Origin of the sequence: Vibrio cholerae ATCC 14035 (assembly GCF_000621645.1) — a bacterium.
Classification (GTDB): domain Bacteria; phylum Pseudomonadota; class Gammaproteobacteria; order Enterobacterales; family Vibrionaceae; genus Vibrio; species Vibrio cholerae.
The window spans coordinates 1-5,151 of record NZ_JHXR01000052.1 but is presented as its reverse complement, the minus strand read 5'-3'; the positions used below and the strand labels follow the sequence as shown (position 1 = coordinate 5,151).

Genomic DNA, 5,151 nt, shown 5'->3' with positions numbered 1-5,151 from the left:
TCGAGCACCCGTTTCGCATCATTAAATGCCAGTTTGGTTTTATCAAAGCCCGCTACAAAGGCCTGATGAAAAACGACAACCAATTAGCCATGCTATTCACCTTGGCGAATCTGGTCAAAGTCGACCAACTGATACGACGACAGGCGAGATCTGCCTGAAATCCGCCAATAGCCGGAGAAAACGGCTGAAAGTGGCTTGAAACGCTCGGAATCGACAAAATACCACTCGTTTTACGAGTAAAAAGTCAGCGATCGCACTGTCGTGCGACTTGGAGCAGTTCAGTCACCACTTAATCGCAGCTTCCCTAGCGAGTGAAATCTCACATGTAGAGTTACGAAAAGGATAAAGGAGTTAAATATGTCAGATGGCAAACAGCAGCAAAATAATGGTTATCAACCTGAACGAATTGAAAAAGGTTATCAACCGCAATCAGATTCATCTAGTGACAACGGGAGGTTTGGCTATCAACCACCTGAAAACAGTAACAATAGCCCATCAAATGTCAGTGCTCCCCCTGGTGATGAATAAACATACAAACGTTTAAGGTTGTAAGATACTTTTTCTCATCTGAACGAACCTAGTTAGACTCAGTAATCTAACTAGGTTTTGTCCATAAACGCGTTATCCATTCACGTTCAGCCACAAAATCCAAATGACCACAAATCCAGTTCCCTCCCCTTCTAGGGGAGGGTTAGGGTGGGGTATTTTAGTTATCGCTGATGTAAAGTTTGCACACAGTTGAGTAAGCCTAGCGTGAAATACCCCCTCCCGTCCTCCCCCTAAAAGGGGGAGGGGCATAAAGCATTTTCACTATCGTTAACGTAAAAAGTGAACGCGGTTTAGCTTTTCACCTTCAACCGATTTTTATTATCACGATTGGCGATTACTTGTGCTTGATCGTCGATCTCACCGAGGCTTTTGGCTAAACGGTCATACAGCACAACATTGACGGTGGCGGCGAGGTTCATACAGCCGTGGGTGGGCACGTAAACCACATGATGCGCTTGATCGACCACCTCTTGCGGCAGCGAACCATCTTCGGGGCCAAACAGATAAATCGCTTGTTCTGGATGGGTAAAGTGAGGCAGCGCGGTTGCACCTACCGCCAGCTCGACACAGACGATTTTGACTTCACTATCCAATCCCGCGGTGAGGTCATCCATCTCGACCAATCCAATACGTTCATGGCTATTTTGAGTATCGGTCTGAAATTTCACGGCGCGAGCATAACGCGTACCGTTGTAACGCACTTGAGTGGCGTTGTAGCAGCCAGCGGCACGCATTACTGCGCCGACATTGGTTGGGCTTTTCGGGTTGTGCAATCCAATAATTACGGTGGAAGAGGTGGTCATTGCGGTGGTTCTACTTCTGTGTTGCTTTGATTTGAGCTTGGCTCACGAATGGCGCGATTGTCGCTCTAACACGAGAGAAAAGCCAGTTGATCGCTCCATCTGAGCATTGAATCAGGAGAATTCATTAAGCAATCGATTGCTAATTTTGCTTTTGTTCGGTGGCGATAAATGGCTCAATCAGAGTAAATCGTGCGCAAACGATTGATCGTATGAATGTTTGTGGGAGCAAGGTCACTAAAATCATTGTTACAAATTGTTGATAATAGTTATCAATTGCATCAGTATTCGTGCTTTATTTTTGACAAGGATCAAATTATGCAGTTGAAACCTTTGTTCACTCTTCTTCCTTTCGTTTTGAGTAGTGTCGTTCAAGCACAAGAGAATAACGAGCAAGCCGTCGATGAAACCGTTACGGTTCATGGTCAATCGATTCCCTCCGATCAACGTACTCGTTCTGATTTAGATAAAGTGCGCGGTATTGCCAACGCGGATATTTTTTCCGGCATCACGAGTGTGCAGAGTAATAACATGCACAACGAAGCGGGGGCATTGGATATTGGCATCCGTGGTGTGCAGGGCGAGGGGCGTGTGCCGATCTTTATTGATGGGAGTTTGCAATCCACTCATACCTCTCGTGGCTATCAAGGGGTGAGTGATCGCACTTATATTGATACCGATTTGCTCAGTTCATTGACCGTCAATAAAGGGGCGACCATTGATAGTTCACCTTATGCCAGTGGCGCGGTGGGCGGTGTGGTGAATGCCACGACCTTGGGTATCAAAGACATCATCAAAGATGATCAAGCCTTCGGTGTGGTACTGAAAGCACGCGCCAATAACCACAATCGGACGCCTGATGTTTCGGGTGATTATTCGGAACAAGGCCAATACGCACTTGATGAGCGAGGTGAGCATTCTGCATTTAAACACGGTTCACTTATGCTTGGATTGGGTTATCAGGCCGAATCGTTCAATACGGTACTGGCGTACAGTAAGCGTTCAAAAGGCAATCACTTCGCTGGCAAGAAAGGTTATGAGGAGTATCAAGAGCCTGTTGTTGGGCAAGGGCAAGAAGTCGTCAATACCAGTTTTGAGAGTGACTCTTGGCTGTTCAAACTCGCGAGCGACACTGGCACGGCACACAATGCCGATTTTAATTACCGTCACCATGCGCAAAAAGCGGGTGAAGTGCTGATGGCGTATTGGTACAAATCCTCAGAAGATTGGGAAGGGAACCCATACCCCGATGGCAAAGACAGAATGCCGCAGTGGGGGCTAGGAACCGCCAAAGTGAATACCTACAGCGCCAATTACTATTACCAACCGGATCATCCTTGGCTCAATTTGAATGCTAACTTTTGGTACACCGAGGCTGATCTGGCTCAATACAATGGGCTTTGGGCGCTAGGAACCAACGCAGAGCAATATTTTCATGCATATCACAATGATCGCTCTGGTTTGAGTCTGACCAATGAAACCTTACTGACTCAGTGGCCAGTCAGGCTGAATTATGGTTTGGCTCAGCAGAATGAGCGTTTATCTCCCGAAGAAGATGGGCAAACCCGCTTTACCAAGACGGTGACTTCTCGCCACGGAAAACGCACGGCGCAGAACCTGTTTGCAAATGCGGATATCGATTACTCGCCGTTGAGAGTTCAGCTTGGCCTCAATCTGCACAATGCCAAGTCAACCGATTATCAAACCAAGCAGCAGTTAGACTATAAGGAGAAGCTCGATCTGCTCAGTGAGTTCACCTACGCCTTAACACCTAGCACTCAGCTGTTTTTGAAATCCTCACGCACTTATCGTATGCCGAGCTTGTATGAAACAACGCTATCAAATGAGGTGTTCAGCTATAACCCATACAACCCGATCAAACCGGAACAAGCGTGGAACAATGAGGTTGGCGTGCAATTTATGGCGTCGAACAGTGTGCTGCAGAATGATCGTTTGAATCTGTCGGTGTCCTATTTTCGCAACAGTATTAAAGACTTCATTTCAGGTGGACGATTGGCGAAAACCCCGGGTATGTCTGAATGGCAGGCCAACTTTACCTTCACCAATTATGATAAGTTGCAACTCTCTGGTTGGGAGTTAGGTGCTCATTACCAATATGCTTGGTTGTACACCCACTTTGCTGCGACCTTGTACAGCGAGACAAAGATTTGTTCCGTTCAACAAGCGCAATACGCGGAGAGTGATACCTGTAATTCGCTCGGATTTGCATGGGGATTAACCCCAACACGTATTCCGCCAAAACGGAATTTGTACCTGAATGTGGGCACGAAATTCTTCCACGATACGCTCGATTCTGGGGTGAAAGTCTCTTATCACTCGGGCAAATCAAATCCTAGTGATTGGTTGGCGGGCACGGCGGCCAATCCGATCCTTGAAATTCCGTCCGATTACACGATTGATCTCTATTCACAATACGAGTTGAATGCCAACACCCAGCTGTTCTTTGCGATCAACAACGTGACCGATCGTTATCAAGTGCGTCCGGGATCTGTGGTCAGCATGCCTGATCCGGGGCGAACCATTACGCTCGGATTTGAAATCTCTTACTAATCGAATCGTTTAAGTCTCGTGCCATAAAACAAAAATCCCGCCGCAGCGGGATTTTTTATCGTCGATTTTTCTTTGCTTCACAAAGAATCGCTTTTAATTACGCCAGCAGTTCTTTGGCTTGTTTCACTACGTTTTCAGTCGTGAAACCAAACAGTTTGAACAGCTCACCGGCTGGTGCTGATTCGCCGAAGCTGGTCATACCGATGATGCGACCGCCAAAGCCGACGTACTTGTACCAGAAGTCTGCAATACCCGCTTCAATCGCGATACGCTTGGTGACTGCCGCTGGCAGAACGGCTTCGCGGTAAGCGGCATCTTGCTTATCAAATGCGTCGGTCGATGGCATAGAGACCACGCGAACCGCTTTGCCTTCGGCGCTCAGTTGCTCGTAAGCGGCAACCGCCAGTTCCACTTCAGAGCCTGTTGCAATCAGAATTAGCTCAGGTTGGCCTGCACAATCTTTCAGGATGTAACCGCCTTTAGCGATGTTCGCGACTTGCTCTGCGCTGCGTGGTTGCTGCGCAAGGTTTTGACGCGAGAAAATCAGCGCAGATGGCGCATCTTTACGCTCGATGGCCAGTTTCCAAGCCACTGCCGATTCCACTTGGTCACATGGGCGCCATGTGCTCATGTTTGGTGTCATACGCAGAGAAGCGATTTGCTCAACTGGTTGGTGAGTTGGGCCATCTTCACCCAGACCGATAGAGTCATGCGTGTACACTTGGATATTTTGCACTTTCATCAGTGCTGCCATACGCATCGCGTTACGCGCGTATTCCATAAACATCAGGAAGGTTGCACCGTAAGGGACAAAACCGCCGTGCAGCGCGATACCGTTGATGATGGCCGTCATACCAAACTCACGCACACCGTAGTGGATGTAGTTGCCTGACGCATCTTCTGCTGTCAGTGACTTAGAGCCAGACCACATGGTGAGGTTAGAAGGCGCCAAGTCAGCAGAACCACCCATAAATTCTGGCAGCAGTTTGCCGAACGCTTCCAGCGCATTTTGTGATGCTTTACGCGATGCGATGTTGGCAGGGTTAGCTTGCAGGTTAGCGATAATCTCGCTGGTTGCGGCTTCCCAATTCGCTGGCAGCTCGCCCGCTACGCGGCGTTTGTATTCAGCAGCTTCGGCTGGGTAAGCTTTCGCGTAAGCGGCGAATTTCTCATTCCAAGCGGCTTCTTTGCTTGCGCCTGCTTGTTTTGCATCCCACGCTGCGTAGATGTC

General features: G+C 48.3%; 4 protein-coding genes and 1 pseudogene. 3 read left to right on the top strand and 2 right to left on the bottom strand.

Features of this window, described 5'->3' with window-relative positions; genetic code table 11:
* Both T411_RS1000000120890 and T411_RS1000000121190 read left to right on the top strand, forming a co-directional pair.
* Positions 1-158 (top strand): annotated as a pseudogene (locus tag T411_RS1000000120890) (IS5/IS1182 family transposase); the annotation flags it as partial.
* Between the two features lie 199 nt (positions 159-357).
* Positions 358-528 carry a hypothetical protein gene (locus T411_RS1000000121190; protein WP_001279479.1) on the top strand — a complete coding sequence of 57 codons (171 nt, stop codon included), beginning with the start codon at positions 358-360 and terminating at the stop codon, positions 526-528.
* Positions 529-839: 311 nt separating this feature from the next.
* Here the strand turns inward: T411_RS1000000121190 and T411_RS0115470 are convergent, their stop codons facing one another.
* Positions 840-1,352 (bottom strand): RNA methyltransferase, encoded by a 513-nt coding sequence (locus tag T411_RS0115470; protein ID WP_000213748.1) that lies wholly within the window; start codon positions 1,350-1,352, stop codon positions 840-842.
* Positions 1,353-1,565: 213 nt separating this feature from the next.
* Here T411_RS0115470 and T411_RS0115465 point away from each other — a divergent pair, with 213 nt between their 5' ends.
* Entirely contained in the window at positions 1,566-3,920 is a 2,355-nt protein-coding gene (locus tag T411_RS0115465) for a TonB-dependent receptor domain-containing protein (RefSeq protein ID WP_001889070.1), read from the top strand.
* Between the two features lie 97 nt (positions 3,921-4,017).
* On the opposite strand, the gene T411_RS0115460 is transcribed toward T411_RS0115465, so the two are convergent.
* A partial coding sequence (locus T411_RS0115460) for a transketolase-like TK C-terminal-containing protein (protein ID WP_027694911.1) occupies positions 4,018-5,151 on the bottom strand: 1,134 nt, incomplete at its 5' end.